The sequence below is a fragment of the Zymobacter palmae genome (assembly GCF_003610015.1).
Lineage (GTDB): Bacteria > Pseudomonadota > Gammaproteobacteria > Pseudomonadales > Halomonadaceae > Zymobacter > Zymobacter palmae.
The window spans coordinates 1,955,158-1,979,565 of record NZ_AP018933.1 but is presented as its reverse complement, the minus strand read 5'-3'; the positions used below and the strand labels follow the sequence as shown (position 1 = coordinate 1,979,565).

Below are 24,408 nucleotides of genomic sequence, written 5' to 3'. Positions count from 1 at the left end.
AAGGCATGAGTACACAGGAGTAGCGTAGCCGAGGAATGGGGCGCAGCGACAGACGCGTCATGTAGTGATTTGGCCTGTCGCTGTAAAGATGGGGGCGAAAAAGTGTCTAGCGGTTCATCTGCCACGTACGTTCATCAAGGTTGTGGTAGAAGTCGATGTCATGGTCAATGGGGTAATGGTGGCCGTTCAGTGTGATATCGCCTTTGACATGGCACTGCCAGTGCGAGCTGGTGTCTTCTTCGGTGTTGTCGGCTACACATTTCGCTACGTCCGTCACCGTAATGGCATAGTCTGTTTGGCTGATGATATTGCGAACGCTGGCAAGGTCGTGCGCCTGAAGGGCATCTAGGTAGGCCTGCTGAACGAAGTCATTGGCGCTATTCTCCATGGCCTGCTGTACCTGAGCCTTCGTAGGCGGTGTGTCATGGCTGCAAGCTGCCAAGCTTAGCAGCATGGGCAGGACGATGCAGGTGCGACGAAGCAATGTGTAAGCAGCGGACATGAATAAAATCCCTTTGCGCTGTCGCAGCAAGAAGAGGCAAGGCCGTGTTTGCCGCGCCTGGTTCGAGTGCGATGCGGTTGTAACGTAATGAATATATTACGGCATTGGAGGGGCGTCATTGTGGCGTGAAGGGCGGCGATTGGCAAACGTGATAAAACGTCGAAAAGGGGATATTCCGTGCAGTTCCAATGGATTTTGACGCTAACGTCATTGAACGGGTAATAAAAGAGCGGGGCGTTCCACATTACAACCGATGTGGAACGCCCCGCTCAGGATGCTGCGAGTCTGATCAGAGACTGTTGCGTGTATTCACGCCCAGGCGGAAGCCGGCGGCGCGCAGTGCCTTGACGACGGCTTCAGAGAAGACCGGCGACATATTGCTGGCGTCGCTGGTTTTACTCCATACCAGCAGTGTCAGCTTGACGTTGGCATCGTTCAATGCGGCAACGAACACGGACGGTGCCGGTTCCTTCAGGACACGTTCTTCTTCGCGTGCCAGCTGCAGCATGATCTCGCGTGCTTTGTCGATATCGTCTTCGTAGTCGATCAGGACGCTGATGGCCGTACGGCGGCGTGCTTCATGAGACGTATTGGTGACCACCTGATTGGACAGTGTGCCGTTCGGAACGTAGATGATGCGGTTGTCCGTAGTGCGCAGGATGGTGTGGAAGATGTCGATGCGCTGTACGGCGCCTTCTACGCCAGAAGCCACAATATTGTCGCCGACCTTGAACGGACGGAACAGCAGGATCATGACGCCGCCGGCGAAGTTGCCCAAGCTGCCTTGAAGTGCCATACCGACCGCCAAGCTCGCTGCACCCAGTACGGCAACGAAAGAGGTGGTGGCGATGCCAACCATGGAGGCCACGCTGATGATCAGCATGATCTTGAGGGCAATGCCGAGCACGCTGGTCACGAAACCTTGCAGAGTCGGGTCGATGCTACGGATGTTCATCAGGCGTTGAATGCCACGCGTGATCATACCGATGATCCACCACCCAATGGCCAGTGTGATGACAGCCGTTACGAGCTGAAACCCGTAGTGCAGCAGCGTTTCCATAGAGCTGCCGTCGATGCTGAAATTGCTGAGGTTCATGCGTTTGCCTTGTGACAAAAGGTTCGGAGAATCGTGATGCTCGCTAGCCGGTGAGCATCCATCGCGCTACAAGTGTAATGATCCGCAAAGGGTTGTCGACACCCTAAGTGGGAAACTTCATTGCAAATCGCGTGGCATAGTGCAAAAGCGTGTAGTGAGGATTGCCTAAGAGCAAGGTCTGCTTGAGTCGCAGGAAATAAGCGCTGTTTCGTGTGTATCTTGGGCGGGTAATGACAAAGAAGAAGGTGTCAGTCGAGTGATGATCGAGTTGCGGCTAGGGTAGCTGCGTGAGGGAGGCAAAGGTGAAGCGTAAAGAAAGGTGCCTTTGGTCAGCTCATGTGTCTGAGGCAAAGGCACCTTTCTTCATACCAATATGCGGGTCATTCGTCGGGGCTGTATTTGTAGCCTACGCCGTAAACGGAATGAATGATGTCGCGATCCGGCCATACATCGGCGATCTTTTTGCGCAGTTTCTTAATGTGGCTGTCCACGGTGCGCTCGGACACAATGCGATGGTCGCGATACATCTGTTCCATCAATTGTTCGCGGGAATAGATGCGTCCCGGTGTCTGCATCATAACGCTCAGCAGCTGGAATTCGATGGCAGTCAGGCCAAGGTCCTTACCGTTGGCCAGTGCGCGCCAACCGGTGTGGTCGAGTACCAGCGGGCATGAGGCATCATCTTCGGCGTCGGGGGGCGTGATCTGAGAAATGCGGCGCAGCAGGGCCTTAGTGCGGGCCAGTACTTCACGGGGGCTGAACGGTTTACAGATGTAGTCGTCGGCACCGATCTCCAGGCCGAGCAAACGGTCGATCTCTTCGACGCGTGCTGTCAGCATGATGATCCCGATGTGTTCGGAGCGCTGGCGGATTTCGCGGCACAGCGCCAGTCCGTCCATACCGGGCAGCATGACATCCAGCAGCACCAAGTCGGGACGGTTGTCTTCAAGCCAGGGAAGTACCTGATCGCCATGGTCGATATGGGTCGTGGTGTAGCTGTTGCTGTGCAGGTAATCGGCAATCAGCTCGGCAATCTTAGGCTCGTCTTCAACGATGAGTATGTGGCTCACGCGTATTCCTCGCTACTGTGATGATTGGGCCTCGCGTGATCGCTGCCTCGGTGGCCGTAGCGCAGCCCGCGACAGCACGACATTGGCCCGAATACCTTTTTTCTTTCCGTAATCATGCTGCAGATCGAAAATGCATGATCGGGATCACGCGATGAATCAGCTGGGATAACAGCATATTGACTGTATCCCACTGGAATGGTTCAACGAATTGTTACCGATTGAATCCTAATGCCGCGCTCTAGGCAAGCGAATGGTCCACATTAGCCCACCTAAAGGTGAGGTGGAGGGCTGAAGCGTTCCGTTGTGCAGCGATACCAGTGCACGCACGATCGATAGCCCCAGGCCACTGCCACCACTGCGGCGGTTGCGCGACGCTTCGAGGCGGAACAGGCGCTCGGTTAGGCGTTCCAGCATGTCTTCGGGAACTCCGGGCGGAGAATCCTGCCACACGACGACGACTTCTTTTGCCTTAAGAGTAAGGGATACATGAATCTCGCCCGGTGCATCGGTGTAAGCAATGGCATTGTCGAGTAGGTTGCGCCACAGTTGGCGCAGGCGATAAGGCGCTCCTTCGATATAGGCATTGGGCGCAATGTCGGTGGTCAGGGTCAGGCCTGCTTTCTCTACCGAATAGCGGCGCTCTTCCATCTGTGTTGCCAGCTGCTCGCTCAGGTTGAGGTGCTCGAATGGGGCATCCAGTGTGTGGGTGTCGGACTGAGCCAATAAGCGTAGGTCGTCGATTAGGCGATTGAGCAGTTCGACTTCTTGGCTCAGTGAATGCAGGTTCTTGGCGTTCATAGGGCGTACGCCGTCCTGCATCGCCTCAAGCTCGCCGCGCATGACAGCCAGTGGTGTGCGCAGCTCATGCGCAATGTCTGCGCCCCAGCGCTGGCGCGCCTCACGGTTGTGTTCCAGTGTGCGTGCCAGCGTGTTGATATCATTGGAGAGGCGCGATAGTTCGTCCTGCCCGTGGGTCGGTAGGCGTACGCAGTAGTCGCCCAGCGTCAGCGCCTGCGCGGCCAAGGCCATCACGCGAGCGCGGCGCCCTAACCACAGTGCTAGCCCTGCCGCAAGAATCAATGAGGCCGGCAGTAGCGCCAGCAGGATGATGGCGAGGTTACGCAACTGGTTGTTGAGGAAGAAACGATCCAGCGTGGAAAGAACGCGTTCGGGCGCACGGTAGCCCAAAATGGCAATCAGCGTGCCGTCATGGCCGCGAATCGGGGCGCGCAACAGTGGCACGGAATCGACCTGAGCGCCGGCCAGACGGTCGCCCGTGATGTCCAGCAGAATGAATTGGCGAGGATCAGAAAAAGGTGTGGCAATGGCGGCTTCGTTAGAGGCTTCGTCGAGCGTTTCCAGCGAGGAGGACAGTACCTGCCCCCAAGCGCGCTTATCGTAGAGCCAACGCCAGTTGCGGCCGTTGCGCTCCCAGCGGTCGATGACTACGTTGCTGAGCGCCTCGATTTGCTGCTGCTGGCCGCGCTTGATGTATTCAATGAAGCCTTGGTCGATGCTGCGTGCTACGGAGAAGTAGATCACGCCGCTGATCAGCACATTGACCATCAGAATAGTCACGAACAGTTTGAGGCTCAGACGACTCAGCATAGCTTCCCCTGAGAGGATGGTGAGGTAGTGCGTATGGGTGCCTTCGAACGCTGCGAAATGCCGTCAGTGTTGCGGGTCATGTGGCGTGTGCTCCTGCACTGCCGATGACGGCGCTCTGCTCAGACGCCAGTCGATAAAGGTGATGACCGCGTTGAATATATAGAAGATGTATTTGATGGCGTTGGCGATGTTGAGCGTCAGCAGCGATTGAAACAAGCGTGTGAGGTTGTAGCACATCCACGTCAGCCATGTCTCTTCATACTTGAGGATATTGGCCGTATTGCTGACGAAGGCAAAGCCGGTGATGAGCGAAGTCGTTACGAACAGACTGGTCGACATTGTGATTGGTCCAGAGGGCTGCAGGCCACACCATGCGACGATGTTGTTGAAGGTGTCTGTGCTGGCAAGGCGCGCTCCCAGCCAGGTCAGCAACGCCCCTAGCAGCATGCTTGCCATGAGGATGATCCAGTAGAGCGTGTCATAACTGCGTACCTTGACGCCACGCTGCCACTTCAGTGCCGCCAGCAGGTTGGCTAGCATCGAAATAGGGTAGGTCAGCCACGCAGAGCGGATGCCCAGCAGGAAGTCGATGACGGCGCTCGACAGCGCCGTGAATACGCCGATGACGTTGCCGAGGTTCTTTTGACGAGACACCAAACGCGTCGACATCAGCGACATTGAGGTCGAGAGGATCGAAACGCAGCCGAGCAGAGACAGGGTGTGGGTCACGCGATCCAAGTGGTAATGCAGCGATAGGCTGCCCGCGACGACGATCGTAACGCCAATGAGATCCAGATAGGGGGAATTGACTAGCCGGTGAAGCAAGGGTTTGAACGTCATCTATGTAAATCTCGTGAAAGGGAGGCGCATCGTCGCAAGGTAAGGTGCGGGTGCGCTGAGCGCACCCGCTTGGCGGCATAAGGCGCTGTGCCGTGCGTGTCCAAGCAAAACGCTAAGTGTACACTGTCCGGCCTGTGACGTGGCAAGCGGGCCGACATGCAATGGTGCATTATGGCGGTAGGGCTATTTTGCGCTATTCCATGAATTGAGCACCGCTAGCGTTTCTGTTATTCTGATGCCCCATCCAAGGCCCGCATTCGCTACCGGTGGTCGTCATCGGTAACAGCCTATCCGGCAGGCCTGATCGCCTACGCATTACTGGCTTTTCGAAGTTTATGTGCTGCACGCCCTTTCGGGTATGTGGCCGCTTTGCAGTGCCATGATGGCGAGGTGCTGCGTTGCTCACGAGTTGGGCAGCGTATCCGTGTTTCCTTATTTACACTCCCCGTTCTTCGGCGGGACAGACCTGACAGGGTTTTCCATGACGCGTTATATCTTCGTGACCGGTGGTGTTGTGTCCTCTCTTGGCAAGGGCATCGCTGCGGCCTCGCTTGCGGCTATTCTGGAAGCGCGCGGCCTCAAGGTAACGATTCTCAAGCTCGACCCCTACATCAACGTCGATCCGGGCACCATGAGTCCTTTCCAGCATGGTGAAGTGTTCGTAACGGAGGATGGCGCTGAAACCGACCTCGACCTCGGTCACTACGAACGTTTCATTCGCTCGCGCATGACTCGCCGTAACAGCTTCACTACTGGTCGTGTCTACGAACACGTGCTGCGCAAAGAGCGCCGCGGTGACTATCTGGGCGGCACCGTTCAGGTCATTCCGCACATCACCGATGAAATCAAGCGTCGCGTGATCGCGGGCGGTGAAGGCTACGACGTCGCGCTGGTCGAGATCGGCGGTACGGTCGGTGATATCGAATCGCTGCCGTTCCTCGAATCTATCCGCCAGATGCGTGCACAGCTGGGCAGCAATCGCACCCTGTTCATGCACCTGACACTGGTGCCCTACATTCGTACGGCGGGTGAAACCAAGACCAAGCCGACTCAGCACAGCGTCAAGGAGCTGCGCTCCATTGGTATTCAGCCGGATATCCTGCTGTGCCGTAGCGAAGTTGAGATCGAAGAATCCGAACGTCGCAAGATCGCCCTGTTCACCAACGTTGAAGAACGTGCTGTCATTCCGCTGCAGGATGCCGATACCATCTATCGTATTCCGCTGATGCTGCGCGAGCAGGGACTGGACGACATCATCTGTGACAAGCTGCGCCTTGAGGCCGCCGAGCCGGATCTGGGTGAGTGGGTCAAGGTGCTGGACGCCAAGCTGAATCCGCTGAAGACCGTCAATATTGCGATGGTCGGTAAGTACATGGAACTGCTGGATGCCTACAAGTCGCTCAATGAAGCGCTCATCCACGCGGGCATCCATACGCGCGTCAAGGTCAACATTGACTATATCGATTCCGAAGAACTGGAACGCACCGGCCTGGAACGTCTTGAAGGTAAAGACGCTATCTTGATTCCGGGTGGCTTTGGTGAGCGCGGCGTCGAAGGCAAGATCGCCGCAGCGCGTTACGCCCGTGAGAACAAGATTCCGTATCTGGGTATCTGCCTTGGTATGCAGGTGGCGGTTATCGAATTTGCGCGCCACGTGGCGGGCTGGACCGATGCAACGTCGACCGAGTTCTCGTTTGAAACTCAGCACCCGGTCGTTGGTCTGATCACAGAGTGGATCACGCCAGAAGGTAAGATCGAAGAGCGTACAGAGAATTCCGATCTGGGCGGCACTATGCGTCTTGGCGCACAGACCTGTCTGCTGAAGGACGGTTCCAAGGCACGTGAAGTTTACGGCGCAGCGGAAATCGTCGAACGTCATCGCCACCGTTATGAGATCAACGATCAGTTCGTGGCCGATCTCGAAAAAGCGGGCTTGGTATTCTCCGGCCGCAGCGTCGATAATTCACTGGTAGAAATGGTCGAACTGCCGGATCACCCGTGGTTTGTGGCGTGTCAGTTCCATCCGGAATTCACGTCCACGCCGCGCGACGGTCATCCGCTGTTCACCGGCTTCATCAACGCAGCACTGGCACATCGCCAGGCGCGTCAGGCGCAAGCTCAGGAGCAGTAAGCTATGTCAGGCACGGGACGCATTATTGATATCGGCGGGCGCAAGGTCGGCAACGACCAGCCTTTGACGCTGTTTGCGGGCATGAACGTACTGGAGTCGGCCGAACTGGCGGATGAGATCGCCAGTGCTTTCGTTGAGGCGACCAGTGCGTTGGGTATGCCCTACGTTTTCAAAGCCAGCTTCGACAAAGCCAACCGTAGCTCTATCAATAGCTACCGTGGGCCGGGGCTGGAAAAAGGGCTGACCATGCTGGCGGACATCAAGTCCCGCTACGGTGTGCCCGTGCTGACGGACGTTCATGAAACGTGGCAGGCCGAGGCGGCTGCCGAAGTTTGCGATGTTATCCAGCTGCCGGCATTTCTGGCGCGGCAGACCGATCTGGTTGTGGCAATGGCCAAAACCGGTGCGGTCATCAACGTCAAGAAGCCGCAGTTCCTCGCGCCGCATGAAATGCGCCACATCATTCGCAAATGTGAAGAGGCGGGCAACGATAAAGTGCTGCTGTGTGAGCGCGGTTCCTGCTTTGGGTATAACAATTTGATCGTCGACATGCTTGGCTTCGGTGAGATGAAGGCGATGAATGCGCCCGTCATTTTTGACGTTACACACTCTCTGCAGCGTCCGGGTGGACGTGCCGATAGTGCTGATGGGCGTCGCCAACAGGTAGCCGAGCTGGCGCGTGCCGGTGTTGCTATCGGTCTGGCGGGACTGTTCCTTGAAACCCACCCTGACCCGGATCATGCGTTGTGCGATGGTCCGTGTGCGCTGCCGCTGGCGCAGCTGCCTGCATTCTTGGCTCAGGTCAAGGCGCTGGATGATCTAGTCAAAGGCTTTCCTACGCTGGATATAGCGTAATCGAACTATTGAAGTGCTGCGATGCGTGCGGTCAGTCGTCGCGACGTAGCGCTTCCGAGGTGTTTGGGGGTATCATCCCCGCTAAGGTAAGGCCATAGTAAGATCATGGTCTTGGGCGGGTGAGTGTCGTCGAATAGACAGCCCTGCCAATTTCATTGCGTCGCGCACGCCGCTGGCGTACGAGGCGTTAGTCAACCTTGCGGCCCTCGGGCCGTGTATGAATCATGAGGATGCGTTGTAATGGCACAAATCGCCGATATTCGTGGATTGGAAGTGCTCGACTCCCGTGGTAACCCCACTGTCTATGCAGAAGTCGTCCTCAAGAGTGGCGCACGTGCCACTGCTTGTGCGCCGTCTGGTGCATCCACTGGTTCCCGCGAAGCCCTCGAGCTGCGTGACGGTGACAAATCCCGTTACCTGGGTAAAGGTGTCCTGAAAGCCGTTGAAGCGGTCAACACCAAAATCCGTGACGCGCTGATCGGTCAGGACGCTGCTGACCAGAAAGCAATCGATGCCAAAATGCTCGAACTCGACGGCACCGAAAACAAAGAAAACCTGGGCGCCAACGCCATTCTGGCAGTGTCTCTGGCTGTTGCTAAAGCAACTGCTATCGACAAAGGCGTTGAACTGTACGAATACGTTGCAGAACTGTACGGTCAGCCGGGCAAATTCAGCATGCCTGTTCCGATGATGAACATCATGAACGGTGGTGAGCACGCTGATAACAACGTCGACATCCAGGAATTCATGGTTCAGCCGGTTGGCGCTAAAAACTTCCGTGAAGCCCTGCGTTGCGGCGCTGAAGTATTCCATTCCCTGAAAAAAGTACTGTCTGGCAAAGGCCTGGCAACTTCTGTTGGTGACGAAGGTGGCTTCGCGCCGAACCTGGGTTCCAACGCTGAAGCGCTGGCTGACATCAAACAGGCTGTTGCCAACGCTGGCTACACTCTGGGCACAGACGTTACTCTGGCTCTGGACTGCGCTGCTTCTGAATTCTACAAAGACGGCAAATACGTCCTGGCTGGCGAAAACAAATCCTTCGATTCCGAAGGCTTCGTTAACTTCCTGTCTGATCTGACTGAACAGTACCCGGTCGTTTCCATCGAAGATGGTCTGGACGAAGGTGACTGGGCAGGCTGGAAAGTCCTGACTGAAAAACTGGGCAACAAAATCCAGCTGGTAGGTGACGACCTGTTCGTAACCAACACCAAGATCCTGAAAGAAGGTATCGAAAAAGGCATCGCTAACTCCATCCTGATCAAATTCAACCAGATCGGTTCTCTGACCGAAACTCTGGAAGCGATCAAAATGGCTCACGATGCAGGCTACACCACTGTTATCTCTCACCGCAGTGGTGAAACTGAAGATACCTTCATCGCTGACCTGGCGGTTGGTACTTCTGCAGGCCAGATCAAAACGGGTTCTCTGTCTCGCAGCGACCGTGTTGCTAAATACAACCGTCTGCTGGTTATCGAAAGCCAGCTGGGCGCTAAAGCACCTTACAATGGCCGTAAAGAAATCAAAGGCCAGCAGTAAGCTGCTACAGGCGTAGTGGTGGCTAGCTGCCGCTAAGTCTGGCACGACAGTTGTAATGAACCCCGTCTTCCCTTTGGGAAGGCGGGGTTTTGCGTTATGGACTTTGCAGAAATAAATAAAGGTGAGATTCTGTGCCACCTGCCACCTGCCACCTGCCACCTGCCACCTGCCACCTGCCACCTGCCACCTGCCACCTGCCACCTGCCACCTGCCACCTGCCACCTGCCACCTGCCACCTGCCACCTGCCACCTGCCACCTGCCACCTGCCACCTGCCACCTGCCACCTGCCAACAGCCAACAGCCAACAGCCAACAGCCAACAGCCAACAGCCAACAGCCAACAGCCAACAGCCAACAGCCAAGTTGAATGTATAGTAAGGGCGTGCAGATAACGGTTGTGATGAATGGCGTCAGGCGTCAGTAGGGCAGCGTGGGCGTTGCCTATCTTCTTGCCTGTGCTTATTGATTTGATAAGGCATTGAATGCGTGCCTGTCTTGTTTGGGGCTGCGTACGTTTGGATTGGTTGTATATGTGCTTTTTCTTCTGGGGGCTTTCAAGCAGGCATGTTGAAGCTGCTTTTTTATAGCGGACACGGCGGGCTGTTTGGCTTACGAGAGAAAACGGGGGAGGCAAGTGCACACGTCGGTAGAGCCGAAATGCGCACTTGGAAAAGCCTTAACGTTCCAGATATTGCAGCTTGTCGGGTTTACCGTCCCACTGCGCTGCGTCTGCCAGCGGATCGCGGCGCTCGGTGATGCTGGGCCATATTTCGGCCAGCTCGCCGTTCAGCGCAATGAAGGATTGCTGGTCTTCGGGCACTTCATCTTCCGAGAAGATCGCCTTGGCAGGGCACTCTGGTTCACACAGTGCGCAGTCGATGCATTCATCAGGATGAATGACTAGGAAGTTCGGCCCTTCGCGGAAGCAGTCTACCGGGCAGACTTCAACGCAGTCCGTGTACTTGCAGCGAATACAGTTTTCAGTAACTACAAATGCCATGATGACGGTCCTTGTGCTCTGACGGGAATCAGTCAGAGCTGTCCATATTTGCATATGCAGGATACGCCCAGAAGCGGGTATCTCTGTTCCTAAACGGTCGCTCCGCTACTCTCGAGCATGCCGAGCGACCTTCATATTTGGCTATAGGGAGTTCTTTATAGCCGTGCCTTGAGCGCATAGAGCGCGTCCAGTGCTTGGCGTGGGGTCAGATCGTCCACGTCCAGTTCCGTCAGCGCGATCACAGCAGGATGGGGCTCTGCTGTGAAGAGGTCATTCTGCTGAGGCGTGGGCTCTTGTACATGCATAGCCGTTGTTGTTGCGGCGGGTAAACCAGAACCGCTTTCCAGCTGCGCCAGCCGGAAGCGTGCTCGCTCGATGACGCTGCGTGGAACGCCTGCGAGCTGAGCGACCTGAAGACCGTAGCTCTGGCTTGCCGGGCCGGGTTCGACGCGGTGCATGAAGGCGATTCCTTCGTCGTGTTCAGTGGCGGTCAGGTGCAGGTTGCCAACACCGGTGATCTGCTGCTCCAGCGCAGTCATTTCAAAGTAGTGCGTCGCGAACAGGGTGAATGCGCGTCGCTGAGCCAGCGCTTCGGCAGATGCCCACGCCAGCGATAGGCCATCGAACGTACTGGTGCCGCGACCGATTTCATCCATCAATACCAAACTGTATTCTGTGGCATTGTGAAGAATGTTGGCCGTTTCGGTCATTTCGACCATGAAGGTCGAGCGGCCTCCGGCAAGGTCATCTGACGAGCCGATACGGGTGAAGATGCGGTCGATAGGGCCGATGATGGCATGGCTTGCAGGTACGAAGCTGCCAGTATAGGCCATCAGCACGATCAGAGCATTCTGGCGCATGAACGTCGATTTACCCCCCATGTTGGGGCCAGTAATGACGTGCATGCGCAGGGTATCGTCAAAACGCAGATCGTTGGGTACGAAGGGGTGCGATGAGACATGTTCGACGACCGGATGGCGTCCATCTCGGATGTCGATGCCGGGGGCTGTAGACAGCGTTGGGCAGGTCATATCGAGTGCGATTGCACGCTCGGCAAAGCTCATCAATACGTCAAGGCTGGCCAGGGCCTGTCCTGTTGCCGACAGCAGATTCAGATAAGCGTTGAGCGTATCGAGCAGCTCTTCATACAGCAGCTTTTCGCGGGCCAGCGCGCGGGCGCGGGCTGAAAGCACCTTGTCCTCAAACTCTTTCAGTTCGGGAATGATGAAGCGCTCGGCATTCTTGAGCGTTTGGCGGCGGATATATTCGACGGGAGCACTCTGTGCCTGACTGCGTGGGAGCTCAATGAAGTAGCCGTGAACGCGGTTGTAGCCCACCTTGAGGTTGGACAGGCCGGTACGCTCGCGCTCTCGGGTTTCGAGTCGCACGAGGTAGTCGCCGGCATGTTCGTGCAGATCACGCAGCTCGTCCAGCTCCTTGTCGAAGCCTTCTTTGATGACGCCCCCGTCACGTATCACGGCGGGCGGGGTGTCGATGATAGCGCGCGTTAGTGTGTCCTGTAACTGCGGGTACGCAATGATGTGCTTGCGCAGAGTGTCCAGTAGGCTGCCATCGGGAATGGGCTTCAGTAGCGCCGCTACTTCGGGCAGTGCCACGAGGGCGTCACGTAGGCGGGCCAAGTCGCGAGGACGCGCGCTGCGCAGTGCTACACGGGCCAGAATGCGCTCGACGTCGCCGATCTGCTTCATCGGAGTGCTCAGCTCTGTCAGCAGATCGCTGTCAATCAGACGCTGCACGGCCTGCTGGCGAGCATGGACCTGTTGCTGCTGACGAAGGGGGCGATTGAGCCAGCGGCGCAGTTTACGAGCCCCCATGGCGGTCAGTGTCGAGTCGAGTACGCTGGCGAGCGTATTGTCCGCCGTGCCTGATAGATTGGTATCTATCTCAAGATTGCGCCGGCTGGCAGCATCAATGACGACCGCATCGTTGCGTTGTTCTATTTCGAGTGCATTGACGTGCGGCAACGCTGCGCGCTGAGTATCGCGTGCATAGTTCAGCAGAGCCCCTGCCGCACAGACGCCATGAACGAAGTGTCCCGCACCGAAGCCGTCCAATGCATTGACCTTGAGCTGATCGCAGACAAGGCGGTGAGCGGTGTCGTGATCGAAGTGCCAGTCGCTCATGTGACGCAGGCCTGGCATACCGTCGATCGACTCCGGCAGTGTCAGCGATTCAGGGACCAGCAGCTCGGCAGGCGATAGGCGCTGCAGCTCGGCCAGCATTTCTCCGTCGCCGTCCACTTCGAGAGCACCGAAACGGCCACTGGCCACTTCCAGCCAAGCGATACCCCACTGCGGTTCGTGTGTGCGCGGTTTAGGGTGGCAGCACAAAGCGACCAGCAGGTTGTCGCGCCGCGCATCCAGCAGTGCTTCATCGTGCAGCGTGCCCGGGGTCACAATGCGAACGACCTTGCGTTCGACAGGGCCCTTGCTGGTCGCTGGGTCGCCGATCTGTTCGCAGATGGCAACGGAAACGCCAAGGCGAACTAGGCGAGCCAGATAGGATTCTACGCTGTGGTAGGGCACGCCAGCCATTGGAATGGGGTTGCCTGCCGATTGACCGCGAGCGGTCAGGGTAATATCCAGCAGTTCGGCTGCCCGTTTGGCATCATCGAAGAACAGCTCATAGAAATCCCCCATGCGATAGAACAGCAGAACGTCGGGATGTTCTCGTTTGATCTTCAGGTACTGTGCCATCATTGGCGTATGCTGGCGTGTCGCGTTTGAAGTCATGAGCGTGCTATTGCCTGGACATTGACAAGTGGAAGAAGGTGGCGTGTCCGTGAACGGACAGTGGTCGCTGCGGTCAGATTGCCGTCGATGGTTATGCTATCGTGAACACTCGCATTACTGACGGATTTTATTTGCAGGCTGACCAAGCCCGTAAGGGTAACATGATCGCGTGCGTGCTTCGTACTCTCGGCGCTTGTCTAGGGATAGAAGTCACGATTCGGTCAGGCTGCAGCAAGGCATCGGCAAGGAGCAGTGATCATGAAGGCCCAGATCATGCAGGTAGCGGAAGAAGTGGGGCATTTGGCGCGACAGTTGGGTATTGTCGTTACAACCGTGGAGTCCTGCACGGGAGGTCAGGTGGCGGGTGCAATTACGGATATTCCCGGCAGCTCGCGTTGGTTCGAAAGTGGCTTCGTGACCTATTCTAATGACGCCAAGCAGCGGATGGTTAATGTCAGCGCCGATAGCCTGCGCGCACAGGGGGCGGTCAGCCAAGTCGTCGTCGAGGAAATGGTCACGGGAGGCTGCCGAGTCAGTGGCGCCAAGCTGGGCGTGGCCGTGAGCGGTGTGGCTGGCCCGGATGGCGGCAGCGAACAGAAGCCTGTGGGCACGGTATGGATGGCATGGGGTGATGGCGACACGGCATTTGCGCACTGTTTCCATTTTGAGGGTGATCGCGTTCAGGTGCGTCAGGCCAGTGTGCTGGCGGCCTTAAAGGGACTGCGTTCTTGGCTGGCGTTGTTGCTGCAGGAGGAGCCGGATATTGCTTCGGCAATGAAAGAAAAGTACGACTCTGCATTGCAATGAGAAAGCGTGTCCCTATAATACCACTGTATATATACACACGTCACAAGCTCCGTGGGGTGTCATGGGCAGTCGGCTGCCCGCACTCCTTTGTCAGCTGGGGCAAGGGGCTTTGAATTTCCAACCGTCAAGTCCTTTACCACATTTGACGATGAAGGCAGGTGGGCTGGCACGCCCAGTACCGGAACCATTTTTTGAAACGGAACATACTCATGGCTCAAGACGAAAATCGCACCAAGGCGCTAAACGCAGCGCTCTCTCAGATCGAACGCCAGTTTGGCAAGGGCGCGGTCATGCGCCTGGGCGAAGCGCCGAGTACCGTTATGCCGTCGGTTTCCACAGGCTCGCTGGGTCTGGATATCGCACTGGGCATCGGTGGTCTGCCTTATGGCCGTATCATCGAAATCTTCGGGCCGGAATCTTCCGGTAAGACCACCATCACTCTGTCCGTCATTGCACAGGCGCAAAAGCAGGGCAAGACCTGTGCCTTCATCGACGCCGAGCATGCACTGGATCCGAGTTACGCGGCTAAGCTGGGCGTTAACCTCGACGACCTGCTGGTCTCGCAGCCCGATACCGGTGAACAGGCGCTCGAAATCTGTGACATGCTGGTCCGTTCGGGTAGCGTTGATGTCATCATCGTCGACTCCGTTGCCGCGCTGACACCCCGTGCCGAAATCGAAGGTGAAATGGGTGACGCTCATGTAGGTCTGCAGGCACGCCTGATGTCTCAGGCGTTGCGTAAGATCACTGGGCATATCAAAAACGCCAACTGCTTGGTCATGTTCGTCAACCAGATCCGTATGAAGATCGGCGTTATGTTTGGCAACCCGGAAACTACGACGGGTGGTAACGCGCTGAAGTTCTACGCCAGCGTACGCCTCGATATCCGCCGCATCGGCTCTGTCAAGCAGGGTGACGAAGTCGTGGGCAACGAAACACGCGTCAAGGTTGTGAAAAACAAGGTGGCACCGCCTTTCCGCCAGACCGAATTCCAGATCATGTATGGTCGCGGTATCTACCATGCCGGCGAAGTCATTGATCTGGGCGTACAGTGCGGTCTTATCAACAAAGCGGGCGCATGGTACAGCTACAACGGTGACAAGATTGGCCAAGGTAAAGCCAATGCGGCGCAATATCTGGAAGATCACCTCGACATTATGAAAGAGATCGAAGATCAGGTGCGTGCTCAGCTGCTGCAAACCTCAGAGCCTCACAGTGCCGATGCTGCTAAAGCAGAAGCCGACGTCGAAGTGCAGGAAAAGAGCGACGACGATCTGGCCTGATCAGTACTGACGTAATTCGAAGCCGATGGGGTGTTATGCCTCATCGGCTTTTTTGTATCTTGATCAGTCTTGCTGAACGGCTGAGCCTGACCGGGTTACAAAAAAACAGACTGAAATCGGGCGGTAAGGAAATAGATAAAGGAGGTTGAAAATGGAAAAGCGTTCATCACCTTGGCGGCGGTCCTCTGAGATGGCACCGCAAACGGTGACGACACTGATGGAATATGCCGTCGGGCTGCTCGCGCGCCGTGATTACAGTGTTGCTGAGTTGCACGACCGCCTAGGGCGTCGCACAGAGGATGGGGCGCTGATTGAGTCCGTAATTGACAGTCTCCAGCAGCAAGGCCTTCAATCCGACACACGCTTTGCCGAGGTGTTTGTGCGCAGTCGGATATCGCGTCGCCACGGCCCGTGTCGCATCCTTAATGAATTAATGTTGAAGGGTATTGAGGGGGCCGCCGCTCGTGCGGCGCTGCAGGCAGCAGATGCGGATTGGTATGCGCTGGCCTGCGAGGCACTTGCTGCTCGATTTTCTGCACCGGGCAATGATCTGCGTGAAAAGGCAAAACGACAGCGCTTTCTGGCGGGAAGGGGATTCGATGGTGACCAGACACGCCACGCACTTTCCTGCGCATGGTCGCCGGAAATGGACAATTAATCTGCCTCAGTGTTGCAAAAAACGCCTGCAAGATGAACTTGTCTGTGATTATTGGTATTTTTTGTTGCATCAGGGACTCTTCATTAGGGCCTTGATGGGGGTATACTCACTACAATCGTGCATGCTTTCTGTGGCAAAATCGCCTACTCGCAAACTATTTCTGCATGAAATGGTACGACATGGTAGTGCGGTGGCAGTGTCATCGTCATGCGGCAATTCTCATTACCGGCAGGGTATACATGAAAAGCGCAGATATACGCCAGGCGTTTCTTGAATTCTTCAAGCAGCATGGTCATACCGAAGTCCATTCCAGCTCCCTGATTCCCAACAATGATCCGACGTTGCTGTTCGTGAACGCGGGTATGGTGCCGTTTAAGAACGTTTTCCTCGGTCAGGAAAAACGCCCGTACGTACGTGCCACCTCGGCGCAGCGTTGTGTCCGTGCCGGCGGTAAGCACAACGACCTCGACAACGTTGGCTACACCGCGCGTCACCACACGTTTTTTGAGATGCTGGGTAACTTCAGCTTTGGTGACTATTTCAAGCGTGAAGTCATTGGGTTCGCATGGACGTTCTTGACAGATGTACTGAAACTGCCAAAAGATCGCCTTTGGGTAACGGTACACGTCACTGACGACGAAGCCGCCGACATCTGGATCAATGAGATCGGTGTACCGGCAGACCGCCTAACGCGCCTTGAGGAAGATAACTTCTGGCAGATGGGTGATACCGGTCCGTGTGGCCCTAGCTCCGAGATCTTCTACGACCACGGCCCTGACGTAGCGGGTGGTCCTCCTGGTTCTCCTGATGAAGACGGCGACCGTTATATCGAGATCTGGAACCTCGTGTTCATGCAGTACGATCGCGATGAATCCGGCAACCTGAATCCGCTGCCGCGTCCGTCCATCGACACGGGGATGGGGCTTGAGCGCATCGCTGCTGTCATGCAGGGCGTGCATTCCAACTATGAAATCGACCTGTTCCAGAATCTGCTCAAGGCTGCTGCTGAGCTGACCGGACAGGCCGATATCAATCAGCCGTCACTGCGCGTTATCGCCGACCATATCCGTTCATGCTCCTTCCTGATCAGTGATGGCGTTATGCCGGGCAATGAAGGCCGTGGCTACGTGCTGCGTCGTATCATTCGTCGTGCCGTGCGTCACGGTCACAAGATGGGCGCGCGTGAACCGTTCTTCCATAAGCTGGTAGCCACGCTGGACGCCGAGATGGGGCAGGCCTATCCGGAACTGCACAAGCAGAGCGAACATATCGCGCGGGTACTGCTGAAAGAAGAAGAGCAGTTCGAGCGTACGTTGGATCACGGCATGAAGCTGCTGGATGAGTCCATTGCGGCGCTCGACGGCAACGTGTTGTCGGGTGACACCATCTTCAAGCTCTACGATACCTATGGTTTCCCCTACGATCTGACCGCAGACGTGGCGCGTGAGCGTGGCATCGTGCTTGATGAGAAAGGGTTTGAAGCGGCACTCGAAGAACAACGTGCGCGTGCGCGTGCGGCAAGCAAGTTCTCTGCGGATGCGCAGACTGTCATCGATATTGATACGCAGACCGATTTTGTCGGCTATGAGCATACGGAAGGCGAAGGCCTGGTACTGGCGCTGCTGGACAGCGAAGGTCAGCACTGCGACCAGTTGACGGACGGGCAGGAAGGTACGGTTGTACTGGATCACACGCCGTTCTACGCCGAGTCGGGCGGTCAGGTCGGTGACACCGGGGTGCTGGTCGCGGAAGGCGTCTGCTTCCGTGTGACCGATACCTACAAGAACGCGGCAGGCCAGTGGTTCCATCGCGGTCAGGTCGAGAACGGCGCGGTAAGCGTTGGGCTGAGTGTTACGGCTGACGTTGATGACCTGCGTCGTGACGACATCCGTCGCAACCACTCTGCCACTCACCTGCTGCATGAGGCACTGCGTCGCGTGCTGGGCGATCATGTTCAGCAGAAGGGCTCACTGGTAACGCCTGATCATCTGCGTTTCGACTTCAGTCACTTCGAAGCAGTGACGCCGGAGCAGCTGCGTGAAGTCGAGCAGATTGCCAATGCTGAAATCCGTGCCAATACGCCGGTCACGACACGTATCATGAGCGTCGACGATGCGCGTGCGCTGGGCGCACGTGCACTGTTCGATGCCAAATACGGTGAGGACGTGCGCGTGCTGACGATGGGGCGTGAGGATTTCTCCATCGAGCTATGCGGCGGTACACACGTTGCGCGTACGGGTGATATTGGCCTTTGTCATATCGTCTCCGAGGGCAGCGTGGCATCGGGCATCCGTCGTATCGAAGCGGTAACCGGTAAGTCTGCGCTGGATGCTTTCCTTGCCAAAGAAGACAGCATTGGGCGTATGGCCGCTGCGCTGAAAGCGCGCCCGGAACAGTGTGAGGTGCGCTTGGAAGCGGCACTGGCGCATCAGCGCGATCTGGAACAGGAACTGACGCGCCTGAAATCACGTCTAGCGCACTTTGCCAGCCAAGAGCTGGTCGAGCAGGCCCGCGACGTTGCTGGTGTGAAGCTTCTGGTGGCCACGCCGGAAGGCATCTCCAGCAAGGAACTGCGCGGCATGGTGGAAACGCTGCGTCAGAAACTGTCTTCAGGTGTCGTGCTGCTGTCCGTTGTCGACGGTGACCGCGTCAGCTTGGCGGCAGGCGTAACGGCAGATTTGACCGACCGCGTCAAAGCGGGGGCATTGGTCAACGCTGTGGCGTGTCAGGTCGGCGGCAAAGGCGGTGGTCGTCCTGACCTTGCTCAGGCCGGCGGTAACCAACCTGAACACCTGCAACAGGCATTGGCAAGCGTCGATGCATGGCTGGTCGAGCAGCTTCAGGCATAACGTAACGTGACAGTAGGGAAGGCGGCCGTGTGGCTGCCTTTCTGTTTGTCATGTATGGGGCCCAACCGATAATCGAATAAATAAACCGAATAGAAGGACTGTCATGGCGCTATACGTACAAAAATTTGGCGGCACCTCGGTAGGCTCCATCGAGCGTATTCGCGCGGTAGCAGAGAAAGTAAAACGCTTTCGCGAAGATGGGCATCAGATCGTCGTCGTCGTTTCGGCCATGAGCGGTGAAACCAACCGTCTGCTGGGACTGGCAAACGACATTTCCGAGGAACCAAATCCACGAGAACTGGATGTTTTGGTCTCTACCGGTGAACAGGTCACAATTTCGCTGTTGTCGATGGCGTTGCAGTCGATAGGAGTAGAAGCGGTGTCCTATACCGGGGCACAAGTGTGCATCCATACCGATACAGCCCACACGCGTGCGCGCATCAGCCATATCGACACCGACCGTCTGCGTCGCGATCTGGATGCTGGGTGTGTCACCGTGGTGGCGGGTTTCCAAGGTATGGATGAAAACGGCGAGATCACGACACTGGGACGTGGCGGCTCCGATACGACGGCAGTAGCGCTGGCGGCTGCACTGAAAGCAGACGAATGTCAGATCTATACCGATGTGGATGGTGTGTATACGACCGACCCGCGCGTATGCGCGCATGCCCGTCGTCTTGACGCCATTACCGTAGAAGAAATGCTTGAACTGGCTAGCCTTGGCTCCAAGGTACTGCAGATTCGTTCCGTTGAATTTGCAGGCAAGTACAATGTGCCGCTGCGCGTATTGTCATCGTTCGAAGAAGGTCCTGGTACATTGATCGTTGCGGAGGAAGAACACTTGTCAACGCATAACATGGAAGCGCCGCAGATATCCGGAATTGCGTTTAGCGTCAACGAAGCGCAGATCACCCTGCGCAAGATGCCCGACGTCCCCGGTATCGCTTCCCGCATTCTTGGCCCGATTGCGCAGGCCAATATCGAAGTCGATATGATCATCCAGAACATCGCTATTGAAGATGAGCGTACCGATTTCACCTTCACCGTCAGCAAACAGGACTTCCGTCAGGCGTGTCGTCTGCTGGAAGAACAGGTTGTGCCGACGCTGGGTGGTGAACTGCGTGGAAACGAACGCATCGCAAAAGTGTCTCTGGTAGGCGTGGGTATGCGTTCGCATGCGGGTGTGGCCGATCAGATGTTCCGGACGCTGGCCGCCGAAGGCATCAACATTCGCATGGTCTCGACGTCTGAAATCAAGATTTCCGTCATCATCGACGAGAAATTCACGGAACTGGCGGTACGTGCATTGCATACGGCTTTCGGGCTGGATGCTGAACCTCGGGAAGTGTGATCCCGAGCATTGTCATTAGACGGCAACGTCTGCAGCTGCCTCTTATATAGTATAGGGGGTAGCATGTGCGGCTTTTGCACGGATGCTCTACAGTGAGTCATTACGAGCAAGGCATTTAGGTAGTGCCGTGGACACGATGTCATGGTCTGACCTTGCGTGCGGGGCTTCTCCTAAGGAAGCCTCGTACGTGTGTTTAGACGGTGCTGCATGCAAGAACAGGAAACATAACGTCGTATAAGACAAAGGAGGTCCAGATGCTCATTCTGACTCGCCGCAGTGGCGAGACACTCATGATCGGCGATGACGTCAGCGTTACCGTCCTGGGGGTCAAAGGAAACCAAGTGCGTATTGGTGTAGAAGCGCCTCGCGATATTCTTGTGCATAGAGAGGAAATCTATCAGCGCATCCAGAACGAGCGTTCTCAGGAGAAGAGTGACACTGACGAAGAATGAGCCGATGTTGCAAGAATGCACGGCTGGTGCGGCCTGCGGTGCCGCTGAAGGCCTGGATTCGTGGCCTCCGATTTGAATTGCAACGCTTTTTTTAATAAAAATATCAAACAGCACTAGACAGGCGAAAGATAAATAGATACTATGTGCGCCGTCGGTAAGGGAGAGGTGGCCGAGTGGCTGAAGGCGCTCCCCTGCTAAGGGAGTATAGGGTTTATAGCCCTATCGAGGGTTCGAATCCCTCCCTCTCCGCCATTACCGTCAACGCTGTTTAAAGTTTTTCGTAATGCGCCCGTAGCTCAGCTGGATAGAGTACTTGACTACGAATCAAGGGGTCAGAGGTTCGAATCCTCTCGGGCGCGCCACGAAGAAATTTAACCAGGGAAATGAGATTCACATTCAAATCAGTTTGATTGTCATCTCACTGCATTATGGAATGCGCCCGTAGCTCAGCTGGATAGAGTACTTGACTACGAATCAAGGGGTCAGAGGTTCGAATCCTCTCGGGCGCGCCATAGCTTAAAGTGTTAGAGAAAACACTCAAAATTATCTTCTCCAAGTTTTGCGCCCGTAGCTCAGCTGGATAGAGTACTTGACTACGAATCAAGGGGTCAGAGGTTCGAATCCTCTCGGGCGCGCCATATAGAGAAGCCCCGCTGATTATATGATCGGCGGGGCTTTTTTGTATCCATGAGACAAGCCTCATTAGTTGGTTTATATCGAAATAAACGCTTGCGGTGGGCGAGCGTCGTTCACATACTGCTCACGCCTCACGCCTCACGCCTCACGCCTCACGCCTCACGCCTCACGCCTCACGCCTCACGCCTCACGCCTCACGCCTCACGCCTCACGCCTCACGCCTCACGCCTCACGCCTCACGCCTCACGCCTCACGCCTCACGCCTCACGCCTCACGCCTCACGTGTCAATTAGGGTGTCTACGCAGCACGGTCCGTCGCATAATGTGCAAGGCAGGTCATTGATTCTGGAATAAAAGAGGAGGGCAGATGCAGATCATTTCACATGCGCCTACGTGGGTCTGGGTGCTTCTAGTGGCGTTGGTACTGAGAGGTATTAAGGCGCTTCAAGACCGTACGATGTCGCTGACGCGGCTGTTGTTGTTGCCAGTGATCTTCTTAGTCTGGGGAGGTTATGCACTGTGCCAAGATACCGAAACGTCGATTTTAGCGCTGGTGTCGGCGGCCATAGGACTGCCATTGGGGGCTTTTGTGGGCTGGCGGTGCTGGCGCACCTCTCCGGGGCTGAGAGATGCCGGTGCGCCGGGACATGTCGTTCGGGCGGGGTCTGCCTTGCCGCTCTGCTTTATCGTGGTGGCATTCATCTCCCGCTTTGTCATGGCGGCCTATCTGCATACGCATCAAGATGCCGTTTCATCAGCATGGATGATGGTGATCGTTGGGCTATGGAGCGGTGCCATTGATGGAGTGTTCTGGGGCGGCAGCTTCAATTTGCTATGGCGCTACCGCGTTGAGCGTCAACAGCGCGGTAGGATGTCAGAAGCCTAGAAAAGAGTGGCTTGGGAGAGGATTACGGGGTGGCAGGGCCATCCAGTGCGTCAAGCAAGTCATCGGTGTGACGCAGCGTGCGCAGATGCACGAAGCGTTCGGCGGCCTCCGTGTCGTGCTGGCGCATCAGGCTGAGCCACTGTTTGATCAGTGAGACAACCACCTTTTCGGGCAGGTCGTCGGCAAGGCCTTCGGCAAAGGCACGGAGCACTGCGGCACGCTCGGCCCATTGTGTGGTTGGAAGCTGTTCGCCTGTCCGCTGCCAATGACGAATACGGGCGGCCAGTAGTGGGTCCGACAGCAGTCCGCGGCCAATCATGACATTGCGGCAGCCTGACAGTGCGCGAGCCTGCCAGTAGTCTTCCAGCGTCCAGATATCACCGTTGGCGACAATGGGCACGTTGACATGGTGGCGAATGCGGGCGATCCACTCCCAGTGTGCCGGTGGACGATAACCTTCCTTGCGGGTACGGGCATGCAGTGTCAGCCATCGGGCACCACCCTGCACGGCTGCCGCAGCACACTGCAAAGCCAGTTGGCGATCCTCAAACCCTAGACGCAGTTTGGCGCTGACCGGTGTGTCGGGTACTGCGCGGCATACGGCGGCTACCGTGGCATGGATGTCGGAGGGAGATTTCAACATCGAAGCGCCACCGCCATGGCGGTTGACGGTTTTGGCGGGGCAGCCGAAGTTAATATCCAGCGCCGTTGCGCCACAGCCTACGGCAATGCGGGCATTTTCAGCCATGGCGGTTGGGTCTGACCCCAGCAGTTGTAACTGGACGGGGGTGCCGTCGGCTGTTGCGGCGCCCTGAGCCAACTCTGGGCATAGGCGATGAAATACGCGAGGAGGAAGTGGCTGGTCGACGACACGCACGAACTCGGTCACGACCCAGTCTAGGCCGCCCTGGGCACTGAGCAAACGTCGGGTGGTGACGTCGATGACGCCTTCCATAGGCGCAAGGCCGATCAGACCAGCCCGTGATGCGCTCGGGTCGGCGTAATAAGCGGCGGGGGGCATGGCAGGAAGTGCAGTGCCGAACATGGGGGTTCCTCGTCGAGGTCATTCCGATCAAGGCGGCGATTATACGCATCCTGATCGGCGGTAACACCCAGCGAGGCACTCGGTAAGTGAATGTGTGGTGCTTATGCGTCCTTCAGCGATGCCGTGCCGTGCAGCTGGCGGGACAGTGCATCGATATCGAGCGGTGTTCCTGCCGGCCATGCCAGCGCGAGCTGTACGCCGTCCGCGCCGTAGTCGACGCCGCTGATTTGGCCGCCTTGCTGTTCACACCAATAGCGCGCCGAGTGTTCGTCACTGAAATCGACGCACAAGGTGAGGCTGAGGCGTACGACGTATTCCTCGGTGGGCAGGGTGTCCAGTGCCTGCAGAACGGCCTTGGTATAGGCGCGTACGAGTCCGCCTGTGCCGAGCTTGATCCCCCCGAAATAGCGAATGACGACGCAACCGATTTCTCCCAGTCCGCTGCCGTCGATGGCCTGGAACATCGGGCGTCCGGCCGTGCCGCCTGGTTCGCCATCGTCGGAAAAGCCGATGTCGACCTGCTCGCCGGGAGGGCCAGCAATAAAGGCGGGACAGTGATGGCGTGCATCGGGATAGGCGTCACGTGCTAGCTCAAGCAGCAGATGGGCATCATCTGGCGTGCTGCAGCGCGCGATCCACGTGATGAAGCGGCTCTTGGTCACTTCGATTTCATGGGTATGGGGCTCGTCCAGTGTGGCGACGGGAACCTTGAAGCATGTGGGGCCGTGTGTTGATGCAGACATGGAGATCGCCTGAACCAGCGCGTGAAGGCATGTCCTTCACGCCAGAAAGTGCATGACAGCCTGTCAATATAGCTGCCGTTGAGAAGGTTTATAGTAACATGGATTGACCTTCCGGTTGCTGGGAAGAGGCGCAAGCCGATGAACGTACAGTTGATTTGCTTCCTGTGGCAGTGTTGTCATTATGGGAAGCAGTATGGATGCAGTTACACAGTTACCTTTTGGTAATTTTAGCTCGTGCGCTGTCTGTGTACCATAGTGTCTACATTATGACGGCTTGCAAGGATGCAAGCCTCTCTAGGTCCAGGGT

The 24,408-nt window shown here is 56.6% G+C and carries 19 protein-coding genes and 4 tRNA genes; 14 read left to right on the top strand and 9 right to left on the bottom strand.

Going from position 1 to position 24,408, the window contains the following annotated elements:
• Positions 1-106: 106 nt before the first annotated feature.
• The 5 genes from ZBT109_RS08915 to ZBT109_RS08895 form a co-directional block, all read right to left on the bottom strand.
• Positions 107-502, bottom strand: coding sequence for a hypothetical protein (locus ZBT109_RS08915; protein WP_027704975.1), 396 nt, complete (start codon positions 500-502; stop codon positions 107-109).
• Between the two features lie 289 nt (positions 503-791).
• Positions 792-1,598, bottom strand: a complete 807-nt coding sequence (locus ZBT109_RS08910) for a mechanosensitive ion channel family protein (RefSeq protein ID WP_051523753.1) — start codon at positions 1,596-1,598, stop codon at positions 792-794.
• Between the two features lie 380 nt (positions 1,599-1,978).
• The gene (locus ZBT109_RS08905) at positions 1,979-2,668 is read right to left on the bottom strand and encodes a response regulator (protein WP_027704977.1); all 690 of its coding nucleotides are present in this window, start codon (positions 2,666-2,668) and stop codon (positions 1,979-1,981) included.
• Between the two features lie 225 nt (positions 2,669-2,893).
• Complete coding sequence (locus tag ZBT109_RS08900; protein ID WP_038278005.1) at positions 2,894-4,276, bottom strand: ATP-binding protein; 1,383 nt, start codon at positions 4,274-4,276, stop codon at positions 2,894-2,896.
• Positions 4,277-4,339: 63 nt separating this feature from the next.
• On the bottom strand, positions 4,340-5,116 hold the full coding sequence (locus tag ZBT109_RS08895; RefSeq protein WP_027704979.1) for a nicotinamide mononucleotide transporter: 777 nt from the start codon (positions 5,114-5,116) through the stop codon (positions 4,340-4,342).
• Between the two features lie 481 nt (positions 5,117-5,597).
• Between ZBT109_RS08895 and ZBT109_RS08890 the strand changes: the two genes are divergently transcribed.
• From ZBT109_RS08890 to eno, 3 genes are all read left to right on the top strand, one after another.
• On the top strand, positions 5,598-7,247 hold the full coding sequence (locus ZBT109_RS08890) for a CTP synthase (RefSeq protein ID WP_027704980.1): 1,650 nt from the start codon (positions 5,598-5,600) through the stop codon (positions 7,245-7,247).
• A 3-nt stretch (positions 7,248-7,250) separates the two neighbouring features.
• On the top strand, positions 7,251-8,102 hold the full coding sequence (kdsA, locus tag ZBT109_RS08885) for a 3-deoxy-8-phosphooctulonate synthase (protein ID WP_027704981.1): 852 nt from the start codon (positions 7,251-7,253) through the stop codon (positions 8,100-8,102).
• Between the two features lie 240 nt (positions 8,103-8,342).
• Positions 8,343-9,638 (top strand): phosphopyruvate hydratase, encoded by a 1,296-nt coding sequence (eno, locus tag ZBT109_RS08880; RefSeq protein ID WP_027704982.1) that lies wholly within the window; start codon positions 8,343-8,345, stop codon positions 9,636-9,638.
• A gap of 676 nt (positions 9,639-10,314) precedes the next feature.
• On the opposite strand, the gene fdxA is transcribed toward eno, so the two are convergent.
• Together fdxA and mutS are read right to left on the bottom strand one after the other, a co-directional pair.
• Entirely contained in the window at positions 10,315-10,638 is a 324-nt protein-coding gene (gene fdxA / locus ZBT109_RS08870; protein WP_027704983.1) for a ferredoxin FdxA, read from the bottom strand.
• Positions 10,639-10,793: 155 nt separating this feature from the next.
• Positions 10,794-13,391: a DNA mismatch repair protein MutS gene (gene mutS, locus ZBT109_RS08865; RefSeq protein WP_027704984.1), complete on the bottom strand. Its 2,598-nt coding sequence runs from the start codon at positions 13,389-13,391 to the stop codon at positions 10,794-10,796.
• Positions 13,392-13,649: 258 nt separating this feature from the next.
• Here mutS and ZBT109_RS08860 point away from each other — a divergent pair, with 258 nt between their 5' ends.
• The 11 genes from ZBT109_RS08860 to ZBT109_RS08805 all read left to right on the top strand — a co-directional run bounded on the left by ZBT109_RS08860 (position 13,650) and on the right by ZBT109_RS08805 (position 22,313).
• A complete protein-coding gene (locus ZBT109_RS08860) occupies positions 13,650-14,198 on the top strand; it encodes a CinA family protein (protein ID WP_051523754.1) in 549 nt (182 codons plus the stop codon).
• A gap of 209 nt (positions 14,199-14,407) precedes the next feature.
• On the top strand, positions 14,408-15,481 hold the full coding sequence (gene recA, locus ZBT109_RS08855) for a recombinase RecA (protein WP_027704985.1): 1,074 nt from the start codon (positions 14,408-14,410) through the stop codon (positions 15,479-15,481).
• A 151-nt stretch (positions 15,482-15,632) separates the two neighbouring features.
• The gene (locus tag ZBT109_RS08850) at positions 15,633-16,139 is read left to right on the top strand and encodes a regulatory protein RecX (protein ID WP_232012833.1); all 507 of its coding nucleotides are present in this window, start codon (positions 15,633-15,635) and stop codon (positions 16,137-16,139) included.
• Between the two features lie 239 nt (positions 16,140-16,378).
• On the top strand, positions 16,379-18,988 hold the full coding sequence (gene alaS, locus ZBT109_RS08845) for an alanine--tRNA ligase (RefSeq protein WP_027704987.1): 2,610 nt from the start codon (positions 16,379-16,381) through the stop codon (positions 18,986-18,988).
• Between the two features lie 103 nt (positions 18,989-19,091).
• Positions 19,092-20,339, top strand: a complete 1,248-nt coding sequence (locus tag ZBT109_RS08840; RefSeq protein WP_027704988.1) for an aspartate kinase — start codon at positions 19,092-19,094, stop codon at positions 20,337-20,339.
• 254 nt (positions 20,340-20,593) lie between these two features.
• A complete protein-coding gene (gene csrA, locus ZBT109_RS08835) occupies positions 20,594-20,791 on the top strand; it encodes a carbon storage regulator CsrA (RefSeq protein ID WP_027704989.1) in 198 nt (65 codons plus the stop codon).
• 159 nt (positions 20,792-20,950) lie between these two features.
• Positions 20,951-21,043: transfer RNA gene (locus ZBT109_RS08830), tRNA-Ser, on the top strand.
• A 33-nt stretch (positions 21,044-21,076) separates the two neighbouring features.
• A tRNA-Arg gene (locus tag ZBT109_RS08825) sits at positions 21,077-21,153 on the top strand.
• A gap of 73 nt (positions 21,154-21,226) precedes the next feature.
• A tRNA-Arg gene (locus tag ZBT109_RS08820) sits at positions 21,227-21,303 on the top strand.
• Between the two features lie 49 nt (positions 21,304-21,352).
• Positions 21,353-21,429: transfer RNA gene (locus tag ZBT109_RS08815), tRNA-Arg, on the top strand.
• 365 nt (positions 21,430-21,794) lie between these two features.
• Complete coding sequence (locus ZBT109_RS08805; protein WP_027706045.1) at positions 21,795-22,313, top strand: DUF6622 family protein; 519 nt, start codon at positions 21,795-21,797, stop codon at positions 22,311-22,313.
• Positions 22,314-22,335: 22 nt separating this feature from the next.
• Here the strand turns inward: ZBT109_RS08805 and ZBT109_RS08800 are convergent, their stop codons facing one another.
• Together ZBT109_RS08800 and ZBT109_RS08795 are read right to left on the bottom strand one after the other, a co-directional pair.
• Entirely contained in the window at positions 22,336-23,268 is a 933-nt protein-coding gene (locus ZBT109_RS08800) for a tRNA dihydrouridine synthase (RefSeq protein ID WP_038279395.1), read from the bottom strand.
• Positions 23,269-23,459: 191 nt separating this feature from the next.
• Positions 23,460-24,101 carry an IMPACT family protein gene (locus ZBT109_RS08795; RefSeq protein ID WP_084261911.1) on the bottom strand — a complete coding sequence of 214 codons (642 nt, stop codon included), beginning with the start codon at positions 24,099-24,101 and terminating at the stop codon, positions 23,460-23,462.
• Between the last annotated feature and the right edge of the window lie 307 nt (positions 24,102-24,408).

Excerpts from the sequence above, each read along its gene's own strand:
- ZBT109_RS08890 (WP_027704980.1), top strand. The coding sequence starts at position 5,598 with ATGACGCGTTATATCTTCGTGACCGGTGGTGTTGTGTCCTCTCTTGGC.
- mutS (WP_027704984.1), bottom strand. The coding sequence starts at position 13,391 with ATGACTTCAAACGCGACACGCCAGCATACGCCAATGATGGCACAGTAC.
- ZBT109_RS08900 (WP_038278005.1), bottom strand. The coding sequence starts at position 4,276 with ATGCTGAGTCGTCTGAGCCTCAAACTGTTCGTGACTATTCTGATGGTC.
- ZBT109_RS08910 (WP_051523753.1), bottom strand. The coding sequence starts at position 1,598 with ATGAACCTCAGCAATTTCAGCATCGACGGCAGCTCTATGGAAACGCTG.
- alaS (WP_027704987.1), top strand. The coding sequence starts at position 16,379 with ATGAAAAGCGCAGATATACGCCAGGCGTTTCTTGAATTCTTCAAGCAG.
- recA (WP_027704985.1), top strand. The coding sequence starts at position 14,408 with ATGGCTCAAGACGAAAATCGCACCAAGGCGCTAAACGCAGCGCTCTCT.
- ZBT109_RS08860 (WP_051523754.1), top strand. The coding sequence starts at position 13,650 with ATGAAGGCCCAGATCATGCAGGTAGCGGAAGAAGTGGGGCATTTGGCG.
- ZBT109_RS08805 (WP_027706045.1), top strand. The coding sequence starts at position 21,795 with ATGCAGATCATTTCACATGCGCCTACGTGGGTCTGGGTGCTTCTAGTG.
- kdsA (WP_027704981.1), top strand. The coding sequence starts at position 7,251 with ATGTCAGGCACGGGACGCATTATTGATATCGGCGGGCGCAAGGTCGGC.
- eno (WP_027704982.1), top strand. The coding sequence starts at position 8,343 with ATGGCACAAATCGCCGATATTCGTGGATTGGAAGTGCTCGACTCCCGT.
- ZBT109_RS08840 (WP_027704988.1), top strand. The coding sequence starts at position 19,092 with ATGGCGCTATACGTACAAAAATTTGGCGGCACCTCGGTAGGCTCCATC.
- ZBT109_RS08800 (WP_038279395.1), bottom strand. The coding sequence starts at position 23,268 with ATGGAAGGCGTCATCGACGTCACCACCCGACGTTTGCTCAGTGCCCAG.
- ZBT109_RS08795 (WP_084261911.1), bottom strand. The coding sequence starts at position 24,101 with ATGTCTGCATCAACACACGGCCCCACATGCTTCAAGGTTCCCGTCGCC.
- ZBT109_RS08850 (WP_232012833.1), top strand. The coding sequence starts at position 15,633 with ATGGAAAAGCGTTCATCACCTTGGCGGCGGTCCTCTGAGATGGCACCG.
- csrA (WP_027704989.1), top strand. The coding sequence starts at position 20,594 with ATGCTCATTCTGACTCGCCGCAGTGGCGAGACACTCATGATCGGCGAT.
- fdxA (WP_027704983.1), bottom strand. The coding sequence starts at position 10,638 with ATGGCATTTGTAGTTACTGAAAACTGTATTCGCTGCAAGTACACGGAC.
- ZBT109_RS08895 (WP_027704979.1), bottom strand. The coding sequence starts at position 5,116 with ATGACGTTCAAACCCTTGCTTCACCGGCTAGTCAATTCCCCCTATCTG.
- ZBT109_RS08915 (WP_027704975.1), bottom strand. The coding sequence starts at position 502 with ATGTCCGCTGCTTACACATTGCTTCGTCGCACCTGCATCGTCCTGCCC.